Genomic DNA, 22,475 nt, shown 5'->3' on the forward strand with positions numbered 1-22,475 from the left:
CCGCCTTTTCCAATCAGGTACGGCTCTATTGTATCACGATTATTACTGGATGTGCCGCCAATTTTAAAGGCATCCAAATCTTCACGACGGAAACTTCGTTCATAGTTCATATACCTCCAGGAACTGCGCTCGTAATCCACGTAGATGATATTGCCCTGCATTTCGGGAAACGGTGTATTGTAGCAGATAATTTTTTCCGGCTCAATACGACGCAGCATCTCGTTGTATCCAGCCATGAACCACTCTTTTTGATCCTGGCGGTTGTCGTGTTCGGACGCCATGTAGGTGGAGACAGCCACCACACTGCCTCTTTCGAGCCCCTCAAAGCAGAAATCAAACGTGGATTCATCTCCCCAGTTGACAGTCGGAATGACCCGGAGCCCTTTGGATGCCCAGTAAGCGCCGCACCAACGATTACGAAATACATTGTAAAGCTGCATGACAGGCGCCATTTCCAGGTACATACTGAAATCCGGCGACAGCACCGCACGGTATCGGGACAGTTTTTCAATGTCATTGTCTGGGTGCTTCCAAACCCGCTCAAAGCGATAGTCATATAGAAAGAAGTGAACCATCCGGTCAAGATGATTCTGATCCTCCACATGGGTCTTGTCAAAACCAATCAGCAAAAGATCATTAAAGTCTCCAGGTTTTTCTCGAAACTTCGGAATAATCGGAATTTTCAACTTTCCTTTGCCAGGAAATTGGTTGCGAAGCAGCGTCTGACTGGTTCGGTAGTTGTAATTTTCTTCAGTCATATGGAATCTCCTGTATGTAGTAAGGAACAAGTCCTTCTGCATACAGACTCCCAAACAACGAAAGTTGCACATTTCTGTGCAACAACATGAGAAAATTTACAAATTGGCAATAAAAAATCGGAGTACCCCGAAGGATACTCCGATGGTCCGAGTGGCGGGATTTGAACCCACGGCCTCATGGTCCCGAACCATGCGCGCTACCAACTGCGCTACACCCGGTTATATGGTCTTCAACCTTATGCATACTGCTACGCTTTCCCACAACTCATATGCAGCAAAAGTTATTATACGGTTTTTTCGCGGTAATGTCAAGTCTTGTAATTTCTTTTTGGCAATTCAATGAGATACAAAAGCAGTTCCTGTCTCCGATATTGCTTTTCCGATGGAAACGCGATATTATAAATAAAAAAACTCGCGCTGGTAACACCATCTGTTCCAGGTATCCGAAAGCTCACCTTTTTATAAGGAGTATTTCTCCATGAATCATCACCTTCGCTTTATTCTCGGAAAGGTCCTCTACATCATTCTCTTCGTCACCATTCAAGCAGCTGCACTGGTGATCATGTTTTTCTATTTCCGGGATAAGTTTGCTTATTTTTATCTAATCTGCATTCTGCTGTCTCTAGCTGCCACGATACATATTCTTAATAACACTTCCAGCAATCCAGCCTATAAGATCGCTTGGCTAATCCCCATTTTGCTTTTCCCCATCTTCGGAGGATTGTTGTATCTGCTGTTTGGAAAATACCGTATGACCAAGCGGGAACGAGCCGCCGGACAGGCTGTTCAGCGGCAAATTTCCGCTATCATGGATATAGCACCTCCCTCCGGGCAAACTGCGCTGGATATTTTGGAACAGCAGTCTCCGGAGGCAGCGCTCCACGCCCGGTACCTATTCCGTTCATCCGGCACACCACCATGCGGGCACACGCAGACCACTTACTTCCCTATTGGTGAGACCATGTACGCCGCTATACTGCGGGAATTGGAATCAGCAGAGTCCTTCATCTTTATGGAGTATTTTATTGTGGACGAAGGCATCATGTGGGATGGTATTCTGGAAGTTCTGGAGCGGAAGATTCGCCAAGGTGTTGAAGTCCGGTTTATGTATGATGATTTGGGGTGTCTTTTTACGCTGCCCCGGCACTATGACCGCATTCTCCGGGAGAAGGGCCTGCGGGTGTGTGTCTTTAACCCTTTCAACACCATTCTTTCACCCAGATTCAATAACCGAGATCACCGCAAAATCTGCATCATCGACGGCAAAACCGGATTTACCGGAGGTATTAACCTAGCGGATGAATACATCAATGCCTACGAAAAGCACGGGCACTGGAAAGATACCGGCATCCTGCTGCGGGGTGAGGCTGTGTGGAGCATGACTGTTCAATATCTGGCTCTGTGGGACTTTGCAGCCGGTGAAGAGGATACATTTTCCAGATATGCCCCGCCCGCTGACTGGATCGCTCAAATCCCCCACGATGGGTTTCTTCTTCCCTATACGGATATTCCTCTGGACGAGGAGCTGGTCGGTGAAACTGCCTATTTGAATCTCATCAACCGTTCAGAGGATTATGTGTACATCACTACGCCATATCTTGTCATTGATAATGAAATGATTACTTCCCTTTGTACTGCTGCAAAGTCCGGCATCGATGTACGGATTATCACCCCCCACGTGCCGGACAAGAAAACAGTCTTTTTTCTCACCCGTTCCTATTATGAGCCCTTACTAAAAGCGGGCGTCCGCATTTATGAATACACGCCAGGTTTTATCCATGCGAAAACAATGGTGTCTGATGATACATACGCCATTGTGGGAACCATCAATCTGGACTACCGCAGTCTGTATCTCCATCTGGAGGATGCGGTCTGGATGTACCGCAGCAGCGCTGTGAAGGATGTAAAATATGACTTTCTCAATACCCTGACCAGCAGCCAGGAAATGCACCTGGAGGATTTTGGCCATCTGAGCTGGCCGAAAAAGCTGTGGTTGGGGATTCTCCATGCGTTTGCGCCCTTGGTATAGTGCAACTGTCTGTACGATAAAAGCATATTGACTCATGGGTGACAATTGCTGTCGCTGTTGCGTCTATGCCATTCCTTAGATAGCAAACACAAGCCGGCACAGAAATCTGTACCGGCTTGTGTTTTATTGAAGAATGGCCTTACTTGGCAGCCTTGGCAGCGCGGATTGCCTCAGTGAGCATGGGGGTGACCTTAAACAGGTCGCCGCAGATGCCGTAGTCGGCAATTTCAAAGATGGGGGCTGTCTCGTTCTTGTTGACCGCGATGATGCACTCGGAATCCTGCATACCGGCCTTGTGCTGAATAGCACCGGAAATGCCCAGGGCCACATATACCTTCGGGTGCACCGTCTTGCCGGTCTGGCCAACCTGATGGTCGGCAGACAGCCAGCCGGAGTCGATGGTGGCACGGCTGCCGCCTACAACGCCGCCCAGCTCCGCAGCCAGCTCTTCCGCCAGCTTGATGCCGCCCTCAACATCCTTGCTGATGCCGCGGCCAACAGACACAATGAAGTCAGCGCCGATCAGGTCCACCAGCTTCTTGGCGGCCTTCACGATCTCAACGACCTCGGTCTGCATGTCAGATTCGGACAGCTCGAACGCAGGCTTCACGATCTGGCATGCATCCGCCTTTGCCTGGTCGAATGCGTTCTTCTTCATCACGCCGGGACGCACCGTCGCCATCGTGGGGCGGAAACGGGGGCAGATGATGGTGGCCATCAGGTGGCCGCCGAATGCCGGACGGGTCATCTTCAGGTCCCGGGACACATCGTGCTTCTCTCCCAGCACCATGGCGCTGTTCAGACCCTCTATCTTTTCCGCGGACAGCGTAGAGCTCTCCTTCAGGAAGTCCTTGTAGATAGGCATATCCACATCCAGGTGCGTGCAGTCTGCGCACAGGCCCGTGTGCAGGCGGGCTGCGCAGCGGGGGCCCAGGTCACGGCCGATGTTGGTGGCGCCAATCAGGAATGCCTCGGGCTTCAGTTCCTCGATGACATCGCAGATCACCTTTGCGTATGCGTCGGTGGTGTAATCCTTCAGCAGGGGGTGGTCGCACACGATCACTTTGTCAGCGCCGTAGCCGCCCAGTTCCTTCGCAAGACCCTCGACATTATCGCCCAGCAGCAGGCCGCACAGCTCCACGCCCAACTCATCCGCCAGCTTACGGCCTTCGGAAATCAACTCGAAATCGGTGGGCATCAGCTTGCCCTGGCGCTGCTCACAGAAGACCCACACATCCTTGAAAGCAGCAAGATCAGTGTTGTTAAAAGTAGCCATTGTCGTATCTTTCTCCTTTCAATCAGATGATGTGCTTCTTGGCCAGAATACCGGCCAGCTTCTCGCAGGTCTCCTTGCCGTCGCCCTCCAGCATCATGCCGGCGCCCTTCTGGGGAGGCGTAAAGGAGGTGAGAATGTTGGTGGGAGAACCCTTCAGGCCAATGGTGGTGGCGTCAATCAGGGGATCATCCTTCAGCGCCTCGTAGTCGAACACGCTCATGGGCTTGCTGTAAGCCTCAAACACGCCGGAAACGCTCATGTAGCGCGGATTGTTCAGCTCCTTGATGCAGGTCAGCAGGCAGGGTGTCTGCACCTTGATGGTCATGTAGCCGTCTTCCAGCATCCGCTTTACGGTGATGGTGTCGCCGCTCTTCTGGATGTCCGCGGCATAGGTCACCTGGGGCAGGTGCAGCTTCTCGGCAATCTGGGGGCCGACCTGGGCGGTATCCCCGTCGATGGCCTGACGGCCGCACATAACGATATCGTCCTTCTCCACGCCGATGCGGTTGATGGCAGCGGCCAGGATCTGAGAGGTGGCATATGTATCGGAGCCGCCGAACTCACGGGCGGATACCAGGACGGCCTCATCGGCACCCATAGCCAGAATCTCACGCAGCATGCCCTCCGCAGGAGGGGGACCCATGGTGACCACTATCACCTTGCAGCCGGTCTCGTCCTTCAGCTTCAGCGCTGCCTCGACCGCGTTCAGGTCGTCGGGGTTGGTGATGGTCTGCATAGATGCACGGTCCAGCGTGCCGTCCGGATTGACTGCAACCTTGCCGGAGGTATCGGGAACCTGCTTCACAGAAACGATGATTTTCATTTTACCTTTTACCTCCTATGTTATTTCACGCCCAGGTGGCTGGAAATGACCATGCGCTGAACCTCGGATGTACCCTCGTAGATTTCGGTGATTTTCGCGTCGCGCATCATGCGCTCCACGGGATACTCACGGGTATAGCCATAGCCGCCGAACAACTGGACAGCGCGGCGGGTCACATCGGAGGCAGCCTCAGCGGCAAACAGCTTGGCCATGGAGGCATCCATGGAATAGGGCTCATGCAGCTGCTTCTTGCAGGCAGCTGCGTAAACCAGGTACTGCGCGGCCTGCATGCGGCAGTGCATATCAGCCAGCTGGAACTGGGTGTTCTGGAACTGGCTCAGGCGGCGGCCAAACTGGACACGCTCCTTCGTGTACTTGATAGCCTCGTTCACAGCACCCTCGCCCAGGCCCAGAGCCTGAGAAGCAATGCCGATACGGCCGCCGTCCAGCGTCTGCATGGCAATCTTAAAGCCCTTGCCTTCCTTGCCCAGCAGGTTCTCCTTGGGAACGATGCAGTCCTCAAAGATCAGATCGCAGGTAGAGCTACCGCGGATACCCATCTTTTTCTCGTGCTTACCGGTGGAGAAACCAGGGAAGCTCTTTTCCACAATGAAGGCAGAAATACCGTGGTTGCCGGCCTTCTTGTCGGTCATGGCGAACACCACAAAGGTATCTGCCACATTGCCGTTGGTGATAAAGCACTTGGATCCGTTCAGCACATAGTGGTCACCCTCCAAGACAGCAGTGGTCTGCTGGCCGGAGGCATCTGTACCGGCATTGGGCTCGGTCAGGCCGAATGCACCAATCTTGCGGCCGCTGCACAGGTCTGGCAGATACTTCTTCTTCTGCTCCTCAGTGCCGTTCTCAAAAATGGGAGCGCAGCACAGGGAGGTGTGGGCGGAGAGGATAACCGCGGTGGTTCCACAAACCTTCGCCAGTTCCTCCACTGCCATTGCATAGGAGAGCACATCTCCGCCGGCGCCGCCGTACTCCTTGGGGAAGTAGATGCCCATCATCCCCAGCTTGCCCATCTTTTCGACGGTCTCCATGGGGAAGCGCTCTTCTTCGTCGATTTCTTCAGCCAGAGGCTTGACTTCATTTTCGGCGAATTCGCGGTACATCTTACGGAGCATCAACTGCTCTTTTGTCAGATGAAAATCCATACCATTTACTCCTTTTCCTTTGGTTTTTACTTAGAATAATCGTAGAAGCCCTTGCCAGTCTTCTTGCCCAGCAGACCGCCACGGACCATCTTGCGCAGCAACAGCGCCGGACGGTACTTGGGATCACCAGTCTCGTTGTAAAGGGTCTCCATGATGGCCAGACATACATCCAGGCCGATGAAATCGCCCAAGGCCAAGGGGCCCATGGGATGGTTAGCACCCAGCTGCATCGCCTTGTCAATATCGGCAACAGAGGCCACACCGGTCTCCACCAAGCCAATCGCCTCGTTGATCATGGGGATCAAAATCTTATTTACCACAAAGCCAGGAGCCTCAGCAACCTCAATGGGATCCTTGCCGATTTCCTGAGCCAGTTTGTAGACAAAATCAAAGGTCTCCTGAGTGGTATTGGCACCGCGGATGATTTCCACCAGTTTCATGCTGGGGACGGGATTGAAGAAATGCATGCCGATCACGGGATGCTTCAAGCCGTGGCCCATCTCAGTAATGGACAGTGAAGAGGTATTGGATGCAAAAACAGCCTCGGGCTTGCAGATGCTGTCCAGCTCATTCAGCAGTTCCTTCTTGGTGCCCATCTCTTCCTTGACGCACTCGATGATAAGATCAGCATCCGCGCAGGCGGATCTCTCCTCCACCAAGACGTTTGCCAGCAGAGCATCCACGGCCTCTTGGGTCATCTTGCCCTTTTCCACGCGTTTTTGCAGGGATGCGGCCAGCTTATCCTTGTGCTTCTGGGCGGAAGCAACACTGCTGGCGTACATCAAAGCGGTATGGCCCTTCGCCGCAAAGACCTGTGCAATACCGCTGCCCATGGTTCCTGCACCAAAAACTGCTACCTTCATATCTTTTCCTCCTGTTATAAAGAATTCGGTCGACTTTGTTGAATGTCGTTCTATAATATAGGACAGACCGCTGTCTTATACTATCAGCTGATCTACGGGAGAAAACGGAGCAAACCTCAACATTGCCAATTTACTCACAATGTCTATTATAGGGTTCTCCGTCCCAATTATCAAGCACAAATTGCTTGCTTTCCATGCTCTTTTTCGCTTTTTTACACTTCACACAAATTAATCGTTAAATTTTATACAATTTTGTTAAGCCATTAACACAACCATTATTTTGGTTCGGCATTATCGGATGGAAATGCCATTTACAGGTGTCTTTTCCTGTGGTAAAATAATTAATTACCACAAGTTTTATACTTCTTGTGAAATTTGACGAAATCCACGATTCCAGGAGGATTCGATATGCGCATGCGGAAAAAGAAAAATCTCATTCCACGGATGGAGCGCTGCGGCAGCTGCTTGATCCAGGATCCCTATGATCGGCGGGGCAGATGGCGGGAACTGATGCCTCAGGCCCAAGAGCTGCGACTGGAGCTTGGCTGCGGAAAGGGCCGTTTCACCGCCGGCACTGCCGCGGCGGAACCGGACGTACTCTTTATTGCTGTGGAGCGGGTTCCGGACGCCATGGTGATTGCCATGGAGCGGTGCACGGCAGCGGGACTCACCAACGTCTTTTTTGTGGATGCCAACGCGGACCAGCTTCCCTATTTCTTCGCTCCCGGCGAGGTGGATCGCATCTACGTTAATTTCTGCGATCCATGGCCCAGCAAGCGCCACGCCAAACGCCGTCTGACCCACGGCAACTTTTTAAAGCTGTACCGGCAGGTGCTGAAGGAGGATGGTCAAATCCACTTCAAGACAGACAACCAGCCTCTTTTTGAATTCTCCGTGGAGGAAATTCCCCAGTTCGGTTTTATTCTCTCCGAGGTTACCCGAAATCTCCACGAGCACGGCCCTGTGGATGTCATGACGGATTACGAAGCCAAGTTTTACGAGCAGGGGTTACCCATCAACCGGCTGGTGGCCACAATGGTTCCTTGGACGGAACCATTTCCCACCGATTTCGAAGTTGTAAAAGATCGCTGGCTGGATGCGTTTGCCGCCGAGGTGTCTGAAGCAGATCTGGGCAAGTACGTCATTGCGGAGGGCAACAATCTCTGGCATATCTTCTCCAGGAATCTGATTCCCTGCCTGGAGGGTGACTACGCCCGACAGGCTTTGCGCAGCACCATGGAAAACGCCGAGACTTATCTCTTCTGCGAGGGCCTTTGTGACGGCAGCAAGCCCTATGTCAGACCCGCCGCCGGCTTGGATGCCGCCGCTCTGGAAGGACTGCCCGATGCCTATCTGGTGGATAAAAACTTTACTTGGACCTATGTCCACACTCATGAGGTGAACTGCGGCCCATATTTCTGCAAGCGGTCTTTCCTGTAAAAAGCAGCCTCCTCTCGTCCGGCGAGAGGAGGTTGCAACGCAGTTGTCATTCTCTCGCAAAATCTTCCTCCGCATGAAGCAGCACCATATGAGGACATATTTAAATGAAAAAACAGTGCTCCGGATATATCTGGAGCACTGTTTTTATATATTGAAAACCGTTTTATGCCTTCTTGGCGATCTCGGTTAACTGGGTGAAGGCAGCAGCGTCATTGACCGCCATCTCAGCCAGCATCTTGCGATTGATCTCAATACCTGCGACCTTCAGGCCATGCATGAAGCTGGAGTAGTTCATGCCGTTCATCTTGCAGGCAGCGGAGATACGAGTAATCCACAAAGAGCGGAAATCCCGCTTTTTCAGCCGGCGGCCGGTATACGCATAGCTCAGGGACTTCATCACTGCCTGATTGGCAACACGGAAGTGCTTGGACTTGGAACCCCAATAGCCCTTCGCCATCTTCAGAACTTTATTTCTTCTCTTGCGCGTCATCATCGCGCCCTTGACTCTAGCCATTTCAATAGCCTCCTATTTCTAAACGTATCGTAATCTTACTTGTAGGGGATCATCTTGCGGACAGCGTCCATGTTGGTGGCATCCGCATAGCCGCCAGCGCGCAGACGACGAGTACGCTTGGTATCCTTCTTGGTGAGAATGTGGCTCTTGAAAGCCTTGGCGCGCTTGACCTTACCAGTCTTGGTCAGGTTGAATCTTTTCTTGGCACCGCTATGGGTTTTCAGCTTAGGCATAATGGTTGCTCCTTCCGTATTGTAAAAATCACTCGTATTTACTTGCTGGTCTTGGGGGACAGGAAAATAGACATCATCCGTCCCTCCAGCTTGGCAGATTTGTCCAGGTTGGCGGTTTCGGCACATTGCTCGGCAAACCGGTCCAGCAAGGCCCGGCCGATATCGGTGTGGGCCATCTCACGGCCGCGGAAACGGACGGAGACCTTCACGCGGTTGCCATCGGCGATGAACTTCTGCGCGTTCTTCAGCTTGGTGTTAAAGTCTCCGATGTCAATGCCCGGAGACATGCGAATCTCTTTGATTTCGACTACATGCTGATTTTTCCTGGCTTCCTTTTCCCGCTTGCTCTGCTCAAAGCGGAACTTGCCGTAATTCATCAGCTTGCAGACAGGCGGTGTCGCCTGCGGGGAAATCTTAACCAGATCCAAACCCTGCTCATCGGCGATCTTCAATGCCTCCGCCGGAGACATAATTCCCATCTGTTCACCTTGGTCACCGATCAAGCGGATCTCCTTGTCGCTGATCTCTTCGTTCAGTTCATGCACTAACTTAGCTATAGTCGAAGCACCTCCTCCAAAAAATCACAAAACGCGGACACCACTTTGGCATCCGCGCAACAACAAACCACCATTCTGGCGGTTTGAGAACGACACTGTAAACCTCTTTGCCTGCTGGCTGGAGGTGAGGCGGATGCAATCAGCCTTCTTTGTTTTGCTGATTTAGTATATCAGCCGGCGTTCCATTTGTCAACATCATTTCGGCAAAAATATGTGTATATTTCTTTTTCCTCTGTGCAGAATAGTTCCTGTACGCAAGATCGTGAAAGGAGGTGTCCTCATGCAGAACCGTGAGAATAATCAGAACAACCGCAACCAGAACCAGCAAAATAACCGCGAGAATAACCAGAATCAGAATCAGCGGGAAAACCGTGAGCAGAAGGAAAACCGCAAGTAACTCCGCACTTTGGAAGCATGCAGCTGGCAAGTCCACGCTGCATGCTTACATAATATATGTATTTTCTTCGGATTGACTCTTGGCATCAGACGGGAAATTCGCTATAATATGGAATAATGCAAAATTTTGGTGGTTTCCCACCTTCAATGGAGGTTATTCCAATGGATCTGCAGTTTGCCAAACGCATGGATCTGTTCCAAGCGGGTATTTTCAGTGTGTTGGACAACGCCCGGAAAGAAATGGAGCATTCCGGCCGCAAGGTTTACAACCTTTCCGTCGGCACCCCGGATTTTCAGCCCCCCCGCCACGTCATAGAGGCGCTTTCACAGGCGGCATTGAATCCGGAAAATTACAAATATTCTCTCAGCGACCGCCCGGAATTAATCCAGGCCGTCCAGGGCTGGTACAGCCGCCGGTATGGGGTGCAGTTGGAGAGCAGTGAGATCATGTCCGTATACGGATCGCAGGAGGGGTTGACCCACATTGGTCTCGCCATCTGCGATCCTGGCGATGTGGTGCTGGTTCCCAATCCCGGTTATCCCATTTTTGAGATGGGTCCTTTCCTCTGCGGCGCCAAAATTGCCTATTACGATCTGCTGCCCGAAAACGACTACCTGCCGGATTTGGACGCCATTCCGGAGGAGGTGGCGAAAGCCGCCAAAATGATGGTGGTCTCTTACCCCGCCAATCCCATCTGCGTAACCGCTCCCCGCAGCTTTTATGAGAAGCTGGTGGCTTGGGCCGAGAAGAACGACGTCATCATCGTGCATGACAACGCCTATTCTGAAATTATCTATGACGGCCGTGAAGGCATCTCCTTCCTGAGTATTCCCGGTGCCAAAGACGTGGGGGTGGAGTACAACTCCCTCTCCAAGACCTATAACCTGACGGGTGCCCGCATCTCGTTTGTGCTTGGCAATCAGAAGATTATCCAGAAATTTCGCACCCTGCGCTCCCAAATTGACTATGGTATCTTCCTTCCCATCCAAAAGGCCGCCATTGCGGCGCTGGAGGGTCCCCAGGATATGGTGGAGACGCAGCGGCAGGCATACCAGGCCCGTCGGGACGCTTTGTGCGGAGGGCTGCGCTCTATCGGCTGGGAGATGCCGGACAGTCAGGGCACCATGTTTGCCTGGGCGCCCCTGCCAAAGGGTTATACCAATTCCGCGGACTTCTGCTTCCAGCTGCTGGATCGCAGCGGCCTGCTCTGCACCCCCGGATCCGCTTTCGGAACCTTGGGGGAAGGCCACGTCCGGTTTGCACTGGTACAGCCGCCGGAAGTCATTCAGGAGGCGATTCAGGCCGTGGCAGACAGCGGCATGATTCAAGCATAACGATGATGCAAAATCTGAAAAATCACCCCAAAATCACCGGTTGCCTCTTCGCCGCCTTCACCGTGGTTGTGTGGGGCTCCACGTTTATTGCCAGCAAAAAGCTTCTGACCGTCTATACCCCCGCCCAGATTATGCTGGTACGGTTTACCATCGCCTACTGTGCCTTATGGCTGCTGTGTCCGCGGCGCCTGCGCCTCACCTGGCGTCAGGAAGCGGTCTTTGTCCTGCTGGGACTGTCCGGCTGTTCCCTCTATTTTTACACTGAAAATACCGCCCTTACCTATACACTGGCCTCTAACGTCAGTATTATTGTGGCAGCCGCTCCCATTTTTACAGCCCTTTTGGCTCACTTCTGGGGCGAGGAACGGTTCCGTGCCAGCACGTTATGGGGCTTTTTGGTAGCCTTTTCCGGCGTCATTCTGGTGGTGTGCAACGGCACCTTTGTGCTGAAGCTCAGCCCCAAAGGCGATCTGCTGGCTCTGGCGGCGGCTGCCTGCTGGGCAGTTTACTCGGTTTTGCTGAAAAAATACAGCGGAAGCTTTGACCCCATTTTGACCACCCGTCGGACACTTTTCTGGGGCGCTGTTACAGGGCTTCCCATCGCACTTCTGGAGCACACCCCCTTTCCAGCCGCGCCGCTGCTGACACCTGCCATTGCCGGGAACTTTCTGTTTCTCGGCCTGATCGGCAGCGGACTGTGCTTTGTACTATGGAACCACGCTTTCCGCCTGCTGGGTGTGGTGACCACCAATAATTTTATCTATCTGATTCCATTCATCACCATTGTAGCGGCCCATTTCTTCCTGCAGGAATCCATTTCCCCTCTGGCTATGCTGGGCGCCGTCTTGATCACTGCCGGTGTGATACTGGCCCAGCGTCCTCCGGTCAAGCAGGAGGTGCGTATACCGGATCCCTCTTCTTCCTCCCACTGTTCCTGAGCATAAAATAAAAGAACGCGTGGAAGCCATAGGCTTCCACGCGTTCTCTTTTGAATTCAGCGGATAAACTGGATATTGGCGTCCACCCGGCCTCCAATGCCGTCAATGGAACAGCTGCTGGAAAACTGCCAGATATCCATCTGATAGTAAAACGCCGGAAACAGTTTTTCCGAGGACGCGCTCTTATACTCCGGGAACCAGATGGGATACTGGGCCAGCTGCGGCAGATTCAGCTTGTTGTATCCCACATACTTGCTCATATACACCATAGGCTGGTACCCTGCCGCTTCAATCCGCTGGCAGAAGGCCAGTGCGCAAGCCGTCGCCATTTCCGGGGAGAGGCCATAGACTCGGTAGCTGGAATCATGCATTTCCCAGTCGTAGGCCACTGGTCCGGAGATTTTGTGTCCGTCCAGCAAGCTGATGACAAAGTCCGCCTCTTCAATGGCCTCCTGGACGGTAATGGCCTGGGAAAAAAAGTATACACCGGTGTCAATTCCGGCAGACATTGCCCCGTCAATGTTCTGTGCATAAAAGGCATCGTGGCTCAAGCCACCAGTGGAGTAGCCCCGCAGCCCAATCCGTACCATCGCAAACTCCACGCCGTCGTCGGCCACTGCCTCCCAGTCAATCGTGTTGTTTTCACTGGCGCGGTTCTGATAGGCAGACACATCGATGCCAAAGCGAGTGTCATAACGGCTGCCGCCATATATCAGACGATCGCCATCCCAGTAAAAATCCCCATCCGACAACTTGCTGGTTTCCACGCTGTCGTACAGCGGTACGTTGTAATTATCGTAACTGAGGTATCCATATGGATCCACCCATGGATACACAGATGGGGTGTCTGCCGGAACATCCGGTTCCGGATCCGGGTCCGGTACTTCCGGCGTCATAATGGTCAGCTCCACGCCGCTGAAATTCCGAATGCCGCCCTGCAGTGTCACATTGTTCAAGGACACGCCGCCCATCACGCCGGGAGCCACGATGAGATCTCCGGTGATGGTCATATCCATCAGCGCCGCTCCCTCTGTGGCGTTGATCATCACAGATCCATCCACATCACCGGTATAGGTCTCAGACTCCTGGATCAGTACGCTTACCATGTTGTTGAGAATATTCACAATCTCTGCCCGGGTAATGGCAGAGGCAGGGCGAAATACACCGTCGGAACAGTCTGTGAGATAGCCTCTGGCCGTCATTTCCGCCACGTAATTCCTTGCATACTCTGCAATCTGATCTGCATCGGCATAGGGCAGCGCCGTCTCCGCAGGCTGGATGGCAAAGGCCCGAGCAATCATGGTCACCGCCTGTTGACGGGTAATCGTGTCATTGGACAGAGCCCTTCCGTCATTGCCCAAATAGACGCCTGCCGCGTGGAGCTTCAAAATTGCACTCTCCCAGTAGGCGCCGGATGTATCAGAAAATGTTCCTGCGGGGGAGGATGCCTGGAACTTCATAAAGCGGTCCAGAATTCCGGCAAAGGCTCCTCTGGTAATGGAGTTATCCGGCCGGAAGGTGCCGTCCTCATAACCGTTGATAATCTGATAGGTCTCACTCCACTTGGAGATGGCACTCTCCGCCCAATGTCCGGCGGTGTCGGAAAAAGCGGCGGCAGGGCCGGTCAATACCAACGATGCCGCAAGGCCCATGGAAACCAGCAGCCTTGGCAGTCGATTCTTATGCATGGCAGTCTCCTTCTGTCAGTTTTTGTCGAATGCAATTACAAAAAATGTCACCGCAGCCCCCGCACAGAGGTTGTGGTGTTATGTTACCCATCAAAACCGCATGGCAATGTTTCTTTTTATTATAGCGAACAGAACCTTTCTGGTCAATATAGATTTCCTGTTTTTTCAAAGCTGACAGAATTATGTAAAATACGGCAGCGGGTTGCCTGCCCGCCGCCGTATAAAAGCGGTTTACTTCGGTTTCACCGGATAACAAACCTCGGTGACAAATTCATCCGGGTTTTCCGTTTCATGAGGACTGACATGATAGATATTAAACGCCGGACCGCCGTAATCATAACCGTTGGCTTCTACCCAGGCTGCCACCGCTGCGTTCACTTCATTGATTTTTTCATAGCCTCCCTGGTAGGTGCAGGAGGCAAATGTCACCTCAGGCACCGTTTTAAACTTCACATGCTCCGTGTCAGGGTATTGGCCAGTCACGGTTTTCTGGGCTTCCACATCCACGTCCGTCTCCTTGAACCCCTCATCATAGAAGACCACACTGCAATAGCACGGATCCGCACTCTGAAGCCGCATATGATCCGTCTCAGCGCAGAGGACGCGCCACACGTCTCCCTCTCGCTCATAGCAGGGGATCGTCATGCGGACACTGGCTACATACCGTTCCGGCATTGTTTTTAAAGTCACATCGTATTTCATGGTATTTTCATCCTTTCTCAGGTGCTCCAAAGCCGTATCCAAAAGCTGCAGTCTCCATTTCGCCGCCCTTGCCTCCTCTTCAGCCTCCGCCCGCTTTACCAGGAGATGGCGTTCCAGATCGGAACGATTCTCCCAATGGAACAGCAAATCCCGGATGGCCGCCAGGGAAAACCCCATGGCCCGCAAAGCGGTGATACGGTTCATCCGTACCAACTGGGACGCGCTGTAATAGCGGTACCCCGTATACGGATCGATGGTTTCCGGCGTCAGAAGGCCCAGTTCGTCATAGTGCCGGAGCATCCGGATACTCACTCTGGACAGTTTTGAAAATTCTCCGATTTTCAGCATGATGAATCCTCCACATCGATGTGATTCTCTTGAGCTCATATTCAGCATAAGCCCTCTCCCTATGTGAGAGTCAAGGGAAATTTCAAAAAACACAGCGCCGTCTCCAATAAGAGACGGCGCTGGCGCAATCACATATCATCCAGGGTTGGAACCTTTACTCCACCGTCACACTCTTTGCCAGGTTCCGCGGCTTGTCGATGTCGCAGCCGCGCTGCAGCGCCACGTAATAGGCAAACAGCTGCAGCGGAACCACGCCTAAGGAGGGCTGCAGGATTGGATGCGTCACTGGCACGGCAATTGTGGCATCGGCAGTTTTTTCCATCTTCTCCCGGAAGTTCTCCGTTGTCAGAGCCAGCACCTCGGCTCCCCGTGCCTTTACCTCCACCACGTTGCTCATCGCCTTGTCAAAAAGCGGGCCGTAGCTTCCCAGCGCCACCACCAGCGTCCCCTGCTCAATCAGGGAGATGGTTCCGTGCTTCAACTCGCCGGACGCATAGGCCTCCGAATGAATATAGCTGATCTCCTTCAGCTTCAGGGACCCCTCCATGCCCATGGCATAGTCGAGATTCCGTCCAATAAAGAAAATAGAATCGTGGTTGAAGTAACGGGAGGCAAAATACTGAATATTTTCCTTATGGCACAGTACCTGCTGCATCTTTTCCGGAAGCTGCTGCATCTCGGAGAGGATGACGTCATATTCTTTCTGCTCCACACTACCCAGCCGATCGGCTAAGTACAGTCCCACCAAATCCATCAGCACCAGTTGGGTAGTATAGGCCTTGGTGGTTGCCACGGCGATCTCTGGGCCGGCCCAGGTATACAGCACATCGTCGGCCTCCCGGGCGATGGAGGAACCCACTACATTTACAATCGCCAGCGTCCGTCCGCCCAGCCTCTTCGCCTCTCTCATGGCGGCCATGGTATCCAAGGTCTCGCCGGACTGGCTGATGATGACCACCAGCGTCTTCTCGTCCACCAACGGATCACAGTAGCGGAATTCACTGGCCAGCACAACCTCCACCGGACGGCGGAGCAATTTTTCCCAATTGTACTTGCTGACCATCCCTACGTGATAAGAAGATCCACACGCAACAATAAAAATTCGGGAGAGCTCTCTGACATAATCTTCCGTCAGAGAGATCTCATCCAGCACCACCCGTCCGTTTTTGATACGGGGAGAAATCGTTTTTCGGATGGCCTCCGGCTGCTCCATGACTTCCTTGAGCATGAAATGAGGATATCCACCCTTCTCCGCTGCAGAGACATCCCAATTTACCGTGCTGCGCTTTTTCTCTACCGGAACCAGTTCGTCGTCAAACACATCGACGCTGTCTGCGGTCAAAACGGCAATTTCACCGTCATCCATGTACGCCACATCCCGGGTGTATTTAATAACTGCCGTCACATCAGAAGCGATAAAGTTTCCGTTCCTGCCATAGCCCAGAATCAGCGGGCTGTCCTTCCGGGCGGCAATCAGGGCATTGGGATAGTCTGCGCAGATAATGCCAAAGGCGTAGGAGCCCTCGATCCGCCGCAGGACGCGGCCCACTGCCTCCAGCATATTGTGACACTCATTATAGTGGTATTCCAGCAACTGCGCCACCACCTCGGAATCGGTGTCGGACTTGAATGTCACACCCAGCTTCTGCAAGTGCTCCTTGAGCTCCATGTAGTTTTCAATAATACCGTTGTGCACCAGTGCAATGCGGCCGTTTTCGCTGACATGGGGATGGGCGTTGACATCGTTCGGCTCCCCGTGCGTTGCCCATCGGGTATGGCCGATACCCAGAGTCCCCTCCAGATCCGCACCGCCGTGTGTCAAGTCAGCCAGCACTTTCAGCCGCCCCTTCGTCTTTTTCACCTGCAGTCCTTTTGTCTCAGAGCGCACAGCGATGCCCGCAGAGTCGTAACCCCGGTATTCCATCCGCTCCAATCCATCCAACAAAATAGGAGCCGCCTGTTCGCGGCCCACGAAGCCAATAATTCCACACATCGTTAAGAAATCCTCCTGATAGTCAGAAATGGTTATCAAAAGGACAAACGCGCAGTCATTTGTCGCTTTTACCACGGTCACGGCCTCTCTGTTTTGCGGTTGCCCGCATATTTATCAGCCGTGTGTCGCGCCCGTGGGCACGGAGGGACTCCCGCCGAATACTTCGATACTCCCCTCTCCTCGTCGTCCTGTATCAGTCATTCCCTATACAGGCGCTGGCGCTTTTGATGGGACAACTCCCATAATTCTCCTTTCCGCTCTGCGATTTATAAGATATCTATATGATAAAACCCCGACAGGAGTGTTATCCCCATGGATAAACCCGGTGCGGCGGCAAATACTATCCCAGACGGAGGGAATTTCTATGATAACCGCTTTATTACGCACCATTATTCTCTATTTTCTCATCATGATCGGAATGCGGCTGATGGGCAAGCGCCAGATTGGCGAGCTGGAGCCCAGTGAGCTGGTGCTGACCATGATGATTTCGGATCTGGCTTCCGTGCCGATGCAGGACTTCGGCATTCCGCTGTTGTCCGGCTTTATTCCCATTTTAACCCTGCTGTCCCTGTCTATGCTGATAAGCCAGCTGTCCCTTCACAACCTGCGCTTCCGGGCATTGATCTGCGGAACGCCTGCCATTGTCATCCGGGATGGAAAAATTCAGCAGGATACCATGCGAAAAAACCGCTTTACGCTGGATGAGCTTCTGGAGGAACTGCGGGGACAAGGGATCTCCAGCGTCGAGGACGTAAAATACGCCGTGCTCGAAAACTCCGGCAGCCTCTCTGTGCTGCCCCGAACCTCTCAGCAGCCCCCCACCGTCAGTCAGCTGGGATTGAAGCTGCAGGATGACGTAACGCTTCCTGTAATCCTGGTAAACGACGGAAGGGTTATCCGGCAGAATCTTATCGCCTGCGGACGGGACGAAAACTGGCTCCACAAGCAGCTGGCACAGCAAAAATTGCACTCTCCCGCCCAAGTCTTCCTGCTGACTCTGGATGAACAGGGCAGTGTTTTTTGTGTGAAGAAGGAGGCTGCGCAATGAAGAAGCTTCTTCCATACGCGCCTGCTCTTTCCGTCTTGCTGATCATTTTGGCTTTTGCATTGTGGACGGATCACACCATGACAAAGCAGACTGACCGCTGGCGGGACCAGCTGCAGCAGGCAGATGCCTTGGCCCAGTCGGAGGATTGGCCCGCCGCAGTAAAAGCCCTGGCCGACAGCTATGAGGATTGGGGCACGCATCAGATCTGGCTTCACATTGTTACAGAGCATGATGCTGTGGATGATGCAGAAGCCATGTACCGCCGTTCAATGGCCTTTGCCGCCGCAGAGGAGCTCAGTGAGTTCCGCGCGGAAATCTCAGACCTGCGGGATCAGCTGCGTCTGATGGCAGAAATGGAGAACCTCAGTATCAAAAACGTGATGTAGCTCACCGGGCTTCTGAAAGCAGCTTGTTCAGTTCCGCCATAAATGTGTCGATATCCTTGAATTGGCGGTATACGGAGGCAAACCGCACATAGGCCACCTGATCCACATCCCGCAGCCGATCCATGACCTTTTCCCCGATATCCTCGGTGCTGATCTCCCGTTCCATGGAGTTTTGCAGATCCTGTTCAATTTCCCCAGCGATCTTCTCCAGCTCCGCCAGAGGCACCGGACGTTTTTCACAGGCACGGATCATACCGCCCAGCACCTTGCGCCGGTCAAAGCTTTGGCGGCTGCCATCCTTTTTCACAACCACCATAGGCAGACTTTCCACCGTCTCATAAGTAGTAAATCGCTTGGTGCAGGAAAGGCACTCCCGCCTGCGGCGGATGCTGCTGCCCTCATCGGCTGGGCGGGAATCGATAACTTTGCTCTCACTATAGCCGCAAAACGGACACTTCATTGGTAAACCTCCCGAAATTTGCCGGCTGGTACGCCGACATTTTTTCTCCATCCAGACGCACTTTGGCAGCGCGGCAGTCAAAGCCCCGGCGCGCCGCTCTTCAAAAGCGGCATGCACAACATCGCTGCCGCTTTGCGGCCATTATATCACACGGCCGCTAAATATGGTATCATAATTTTATCTCCTCTCTTAATTTTTCTCTGTCAGCTTTGGCTGCGGCCCTGCTAGCCGGAGGCAGTGCCATGCGCCGTCACCTGCAGCCTTCCTTCAGGCCATCACGGAAATACAGGCAGCTCCTCCTGATTGAACTGATAAACGGTATACGGTTTTCCCTGAATGCAGCGCACTTTCGCAAAGCAAAACATACCCGTCAGTGGAAAAGGTCTCTTTGGATCATAAGGCAGCGCTATCCAGCGGCAGTCTCCCTGTTTTCGGGTCAAAGCCCCATCTGCGCCCCGCAGCGCTTCCCGGAGCGCCGGTGTACGGAAGAGGTGAATCGCATCCCCCATCTGTTCCCACTTTTCCGCCTCTGCCACAGAAGGACGCACTTCCCCCCGTAACAGTCTCCCCAGCGGAGCTGTCAGACGGTCGGAAAAGCGGCGGCGGATGACTGCCCGTTCTCCAGCCGGCTCCAGCACCCCCAACCGCAGTTCTTCCCTCTCTCCTACTGCCCACGCACACCACAGTCCCTGTCCCGGCAGGCGGCAGCGGGCTTCAAACCACGTGTATAGGGACTCCCGATCTGCCGTCAATTCCCCAATGATCCTTCCATCGCTATACAGCGGAAACTTGTCCATATGCCACCTCGCCTTTCCAAAAAAACGCCTGTGCAACTCTATGCACAGGCGGTTTTTTTTATGTAGGCTCAGGCAATGGTGTATCCACCCCGCACCAGCAATTTTGTGGTTGCGGCAGTGGCCTTCACTCCCCGATTCTCAATGGTCATCATGTATAAATGGTTTTGCACCAATGCTCCCCCGTTGTTCAGTGTGCCGCCGGAAGTCTCATCGATCAGTCCGGGGCTGGAAGGGGATACGCAGGCGGCTGTCCCCACCCGCAGCATGACCTCGCAGCCGATATCACCCGTGAGAGTTTGCCCGCTGGAGAGCGCCACTACTGTAAAAGTTGCACTGGATGCAGCGCCGCCGGAGGTAATTGTCTGGCCGCCCAACTGCTGGACAATCTGACTGTTTCGGGCAGCTATTTTTTGATCCACCTTGGCCATCACCGTATTGAGGAAGGTGTCGTTCAGGTAGCTCAGCGTCACCAACGGATCACCGGAGGATCCCGCCTCCGCCGCCAAAGAAACTGTCATATTCAGCGTGCCGCAGATCATCAGCAGCACCGCCATCCGAAGGAACCATCTGTTTTTTTTCATCCTATGTACCTCCTGTCCCGCATTTCTGCAGAATATCATTTGTAATCTGTTTTATGCCTGGTCAGATATTTTTTGAAAAGGCTCTCCCTCTGCGGCAGCTCCGTCGCAGAGGGAGCCCATCCGGATTTCCCGCGAATCACCGAAAAACAATTTCTCCGGTTTCAAAAGTCCAGATTGTGCCAGACGGCCTGGCGCCGCCTCGGCGACAGTCTGCATCTGACTTTCCAACCCTCACTTTTGTCATACCATCTGATCGTGCGGCAAGCCAAAACTTACCGCAATGGCAAAGTCGACCTTCTCCATCACATGTTCCTCCACATGCCCCATTTTCTCCCGCAGGCGCTTTTTGTCCAGAGTCCGCACCTGCTCCAGCAGCACCACAGAGTCCCGGCTCAAGCCGCAGCTCTGCTCTACGGGAAGGTCAATATGTGTCGGCAGCTTTGCCTTCCCAGTCTGAGAAGTAATGGCCGCCGCAATCACGGTGGGGCTGTATCGGTTGCCCGTATCGTTCTGAATAATCAAAACCGGCCGGACACCGCCTTGCTCACTTCCCACCACCGGGGAGAGGTCCGCATAGTAAATATCGCCTCGCTTGACACTCGTATCCACAAAGTTCACACTCCGCCGAAAGAAGTACCCGTCACCGAATCTCTTCGGTGAGGCCACTTTCATTCTCCCACGCAGCTACGGAATTTATACTTTGTCAAAGGCGCAAAATTCCGGCATCCTTGCCCCGCACTATTCTATGCATGGGACAAAGGAACTGTGCGGTGTGTGGCATCTGCAGATATGGCCGCAGATTCCGGCTGTAGCGGATTCATATTTGAATGGAACATCGAGCGCATCCCAGCCATGGTTACTCTCTCACGCTGGCAGCTTATCTCTCCGCTCAAGTACCGCGATGCGGTTGACGGACAAGTCCTATAGCAGCAGCTGCAGGTGCCTGTCTATTTCCCTGCCGTTTTCCAGATAGATCCGAGGCACCCGCTTGCTGACGGCACACAGCAGCTCGTAGGTAATGGTGCCCGCAGCTTCCGCCATATGGTCAACGGAATTGTGCTCACCAAAGACCTCCACCGCGTCTCCAGTGCAGACGCCCGGCAGATCTGTCAAATCCACCATGCACATATCCATGCAGATGCGGCCCCGGATTGGAGCAGGCCCCTCTTTGGTCAGCATCGCCCATCGGTTGGACAGGCAGCGCTGCAGCCCATCCGCATAGCCGATGGGCAGCACGCCGATTCTCTGAGGCCCCTCCGTAAAATAAGTCCGTCCGTAGCTGACAGAGGTATCTTTCTCATATTCCTTGATGGGGCCCATCGTTGTCTTTAATGCCATCACCGGCTTCAGCCCAAGATCCCTTGCGGCCCGTTCTGTACCGTACAGCACAATGCCCGGGCGGCACATATCCCATGCGTATTCCGGGCAATAGGCCACCGCGCCGCTGTTGGCACAGTGGTGAATGGGAAACCGTATACCAACTGCGGCCTCCACAGCCTCCACCATACGGGCAAATCGTTCATACTGAATCTTTGTGAATTCCCGGCACTTCCCGCTGTCCGGTTCGTCGGAAACGCAGAAGTGCATGAACACGCCTTCCCAATCCAGGTTCGGCAGCGTCATGGCCTCCAGAATCTCTCCAAGGCTCCGCTCAAAATGGGCCTCGTCGCACTGGAACCCCAGACGTCCCATTCCGGTGTCCAGCTTCAAATGGACCCGCAATGTTCCGCCGCAGCGCTTCGCCTCGGCAGAATAAGCCCTGGCCAACTCCAAAGAGGGGACATCCTGCGTCACATAGTTCTCCAGCAGCACCGGCACCATCTCAGCCGGCGTATAGCCCAGGAGCAGAATGGGAAGACCAATGCCGTTCCGGCGGAGCTCCTGGGCCTCCTCCACATTGGAGACAGCCAGATAGTCCGCTCCAAGCTCTTCCAGCTTCCGGGACACCCATACGGCCCCATGGCCGTAGGCGTCCGCTTTCACCACGCCCAGAAACTTGGCATGGGGCCCCATCTGTGCGCGGAGCGTTTGATAATTGTAGGCCAGGTGGTCCAGGTTGATTTCCGCCCAGGTCCGCCGTAAAATTGGCTCTTTCGTAATAGTCACCTTCAATAACAAAATACACGGACGTCTCCCGGCCCTGTCCG

General features: G+C 53.5%; 22 protein-coding genes and 1 tRNA gene. 6 read left to right on the plus strand and 17 right to left on the minus strand.

Annotated features, from left to right (window positions below; all coding sequences use genetic code 11):
• A partial coding sequence (locus tag BMZ81_RS11895) for a DUF4417 domain-containing protein (protein WP_091132393.1) occupies window positions 1–758 on the minus strand: 758 nt, incomplete at its 3' end.
• Window positions 759–901: 143 nt separating this feature from the next.
• A tRNA-Pro gene (locus tag BMZ81_RS11900) sits at window positions 902–977 on the minus strand.
• A gap of 259 nt (window positions 978–1,236) precedes the next feature.
• Here BMZ81_RS11900 and cls point away from each other — a divergent pair.
• Window positions 1,237–2,787 (plus strand): cardiolipin synthase, encoded by a 1,551-nt coding sequence (cls, locus tag BMZ81_RS11905; protein ID WP_091132396.1) that lies wholly within the window; start codon window positions 1,237–1,239, stop codon window positions 2,785–2,787.
• 139 nt (window positions 2,788–2,926) lie between these two features.
• Here cls and acrA read toward each other — a convergent pair whose 3' ends face one another.
• Genes acrA through BMZ81_RS11925 form a run of 4 tightly spaced genes read right to left on the minus strand, consistent with a single transcriptional unit; the run spans window position 2,927 to window position 6,912 of the window.
• Window positions 2,927–4,063 carry an acryloyl-CoA reductase electron transfer subunit beta gene (acrA, locus tag BMZ81_RS11910; protein WP_091132398.1) on the minus strand — a complete coding sequence of 379 codons (1,137 nt, stop codon included), beginning with the start codon at window positions 4,061–4,063 and terminating at the stop codon, window positions 2,927–2,929.
• Between the two features lie 22 nt (window positions 4,064–4,085).
• Window positions 4,086–4,886 (minus strand): acryloyl-CoA reductase electron transfer subunit gamma, encoded by an 801-nt coding sequence (gene acrB / locus BMZ81_RS11915; RefSeq protein WP_091132401.1) that lies wholly within the window; start codon window positions 4,884–4,886, stop codon window positions 4,086–4,088.
• A gap of 20 nt (window positions 4,887–4,906) precedes the next feature.
• On the minus strand, window positions 4,907–6,049 hold the full coding sequence (locus BMZ81_RS11920; protein WP_091132403.1) for an acyl-CoA dehydrogenase: 1,143 nt from the start codon (window positions 6,047–6,049) through the stop codon (window positions 4,907–4,909).
• A 26-nt stretch (window positions 6,050–6,075) separates the two neighbouring features.
• Window positions 6,076–6,912 carry a 3-hydroxyacyl-CoA dehydrogenase family protein gene (locus BMZ81_RS11925; RefSeq protein ID WP_091132406.1) on the minus strand — a complete coding sequence of 279 codons (837 nt, stop codon included), beginning with the start codon at window positions 6,910–6,912 and terminating at the stop codon, window positions 6,076–6,078.
• Between the two features lie 408 nt (window positions 6,913–7,320).
• Here BMZ81_RS11925 and trmB point away from each other — a divergent pair, with 408 nt between their 5' ends.
• Window positions 7,321–8,352: a tRNA (guanosine(46)-N7)-methyltransferase TrmB gene (trmB, locus tag BMZ81_RS14125; protein WP_177187306.1), complete on the plus strand. Its 1,032-nt coding sequence runs from the start codon at window positions 7,321–7,323 to the stop codon at window positions 8,350–8,352.
• A 163-nt stretch (window positions 8,353–8,515) separates the two neighbouring features.
• Here trmB and rplT read toward each other — a convergent pair whose 3' ends face one another.
• Genes rplT through infC form a run of 3 tightly spaced genes read right to left on the minus strand, consistent with a single transcriptional unit; the run spans window position 8,516 to window position 9,644 of the window.
• Window positions 8,516–8,866 carry a 50S ribosomal protein L20 gene (rplT, locus tag BMZ81_RS11935; protein WP_091132408.1) on the minus strand — a complete coding sequence of 117 codons (351 nt, stop codon included), beginning with the start codon at window positions 8,864–8,866 and terminating at the stop codon, window positions 8,516–8,518.
• Window positions 8,867–8,901: 35 nt separating this feature from the next.
• The gene (gene rpmI / locus BMZ81_RS11940; RefSeq protein ID WP_022288799.1) at window positions 8,902–9,099 is read right to left on the minus strand and encodes a 50S ribosomal protein L35; all 198 of its coding nucleotides are present in this window, start codon (window positions 9,097–9,099) and stop codon (window positions 8,902–8,904) included.
• A gap of 38 nt (window positions 9,100–9,137) precedes the next feature.
• The gene (gene infC, locus BMZ81_RS11945) at window positions 9,138–9,644 is read right to left on the minus strand and encodes a translation initiation factor IF-3 (protein WP_091132410.1); all 507 of its coding nucleotides are present in this window, start codon (window positions 9,642–9,644) and stop codon (window positions 9,138–9,140) included.
• 570 nt (window positions 9,645–10,214) lie between these two features.
• On the opposite strand from infC, the gene BMZ81_RS11955 reads away from it, so the two are divergent.
• Window positions 10,215–11,387 (plus strand): aminotransferase class I/II-fold pyridoxal phosphate-dependent enzyme, encoded by a 1,173-nt coding sequence (locus BMZ81_RS11955; RefSeq protein WP_091132415.1) that lies wholly within the window; start codon window positions 10,215–10,217, stop codon window positions 11,385–11,387.
• Between the two features lie 2 nt (window positions 11,388–11,389).
• Window positions 11,390–12,325 carry a DMT family transporter gene (locus tag BMZ81_RS11960; RefSeq protein WP_242942637.1) on the plus strand — a complete coding sequence of 312 codons (936 nt, stop codon included), beginning with the start codon at window positions 11,390–11,392 and terminating at the stop codon, window positions 12,323–12,325.
• Between the two features lie 56 nt (window positions 12,326–12,381).
• On the opposite strand, the gene BMZ81_RS11965 is transcribed toward BMZ81_RS11960, so the two are convergent.
• The 3 genes from BMZ81_RS11965 to glmS form a co-directional block, all read right to left on the minus strand.
• The gene (locus BMZ81_RS11965; protein ID WP_091132418.1) at window positions 12,382–14,013 is read right to left on the minus strand and encodes a GH25 family lysozyme; all 1,632 of its coding nucleotides are present in this window, start codon (window positions 14,011–14,013) and stop codon (window positions 12,382–12,384) included.
• A 231-nt stretch (window positions 14,014–14,244) separates the two neighbouring features.
• On the minus strand, window positions 14,245–15,063 hold the full coding sequence (locus BMZ81_RS11970; RefSeq protein WP_091132420.1) for a MerR family transcriptional regulator: 819 nt from the start codon (window positions 15,061–15,063) through the stop codon (window positions 14,245–14,247).
• Between the two features lie 154 nt (window positions 15,064–15,217).
• Window positions 15,218–17,056 (minus strand): glutamine--fructose-6-phosphate transaminase (isomerizing), encoded by a 1,839-nt coding sequence (glmS, locus tag BMZ81_RS11975; protein WP_091132422.1) that lies wholly within the window; start codon window positions 17,054–17,056, stop codon window positions 15,218–15,220.
• Window positions 17,057–17,420: 364 nt separating this feature from the next.
• Between glmS and BMZ81_RS11980 the strand changes: the two genes are divergently transcribed.
• Both BMZ81_RS11980 and BMZ81_RS11985 read left to right on the plus strand, forming a co-directional pair.
• Entirely contained in the window at window positions 17,421–18,104 is a 684-nt protein-coding gene (locus BMZ81_RS11980) for a DUF421 domain-containing protein (RefSeq protein ID WP_091132424.1), read from the plus strand.
• The gene (locus tag BMZ81_RS11985; protein WP_091132427.1) at window positions 18,101–18,490 is read left to right on the plus strand and encodes a DUF4363 family protein; all 390 of its coding nucleotides are present in this window, start codon (window positions 18,101–18,103) and stop codon (window positions 18,488–18,490) included. Before BMZ81_RS11980 ends, BMZ81_RS11985 begins: the two co-directional genes overlap by 4 nt.
• Window position 18,491: 1 nt before the next feature.
• Here BMZ81_RS11985 and nrdR read toward each other — a convergent pair whose 3' ends face one another.
• From nrdR to alr, 5 genes are all read right to left on the minus strand, one after another.
• A complete protein-coding gene (gene nrdR, locus BMZ81_RS11990; protein ID WP_091132428.1) occupies window positions 18,492–18,950 on the minus strand; it encodes a transcriptional regulator NrdR in 459 nt (152 codons plus the stop codon).
• Between the two features lie 275 nt (window positions 18,951–19,225).
• Window positions 19,226–19,747 (minus strand): hypothetical protein, encoded by a 522-nt coding sequence (locus tag BMZ81_RS11995; protein WP_091132431.1) that lies wholly within the window; start codon window positions 19,745–19,747, stop codon window positions 19,226–19,228.
• A gap of 68 nt (window positions 19,748–19,815) precedes the next feature.
• Entirely contained in the window at window positions 19,816–20,328 is a 513-nt protein-coding gene (locus tag BMZ81_RS12000) for a hypothetical protein (protein ID WP_091132433.1), read from the minus strand.
• 240 nt (window positions 20,329–20,568) lie between these two features.
• Window positions 20,569–20,937, minus strand: coding sequence for a type II toxin-antitoxin system PemK/MazF family toxin (locus tag BMZ81_RS12005; RefSeq protein ID WP_091132514.1), 369 nt, complete (start codon window positions 20,935–20,937; stop codon window positions 20,569–20,571).
• Between the two features lie 312 nt (window positions 20,938–21,249).
• On the minus strand, window positions 21,250–22,446 hold the full coding sequence (gene alr, locus BMZ81_RS12010) for an alanine racemase (protein WP_242942638.1): 1,197 nt from the start codon (window positions 22,444–22,446) through the stop codon (window positions 21,250–21,252).
• Window positions 22,447–22,475: the final 29 nt, after the last annotated feature.

The organism is Oscillibacter sp. PC13, from assembly GCF_900115635.1.
Lineage (GTDB): Bacteria > Bacillota > Clostridia > Oscillospirales > Oscillospiraceae > Oscillibacter.